We start from the raw sequence: 283 nt of genomic DNA, 5'->3' as shown, positions 1-283 counted from the left end.
GTACGAAGGTGGGTATCATCTAGATACATATGCTACGTTCAAAAAACAAACTGGTGGACTTATGCAAATTAGCCGCGAAATGGCACAAGCAATGGTTGGAACTCCTGAGGAATGGACAGAAAAGACATTTCTTGACATTGTTAGGAAAGTAAAAAGTGAAACCGGTGCTGAAATTACTTACCTAGAGGGTTACCCTAATCTCCAAGGCACACCTTGGTTAGATACAGGCGAAGAGATCTAACAAAATATTGGAAGCTCCTTGCTAAAGGAGCTTCTTTCAGCT

General features: G+C 41.3%; 1 pseudogene. It reads left to right on the top strand.

What is annotated here, in order from left to right:
* Positions 1-241: pseudogene (locus BCT81_RS04425) on the top strand (hypothetical protein); the annotation flags it as partial.
* Between the last annotated feature and the right edge of the window lie 42 nt (positions 242-283).

Source organism: Vibrio sp. 10N.261.52.A1, from assembly GCF_002876325.1.
Taxonomy (GTDB): domain Bacteria; phylum Pseudomonadota; class Gammaproteobacteria; order Enterobacterales; family Vibrionaceae; genus Vibrio; species Vibrio chagasii.
This window is presented reverse-complemented; position numbering and strand designations above follow the sequence as displayed.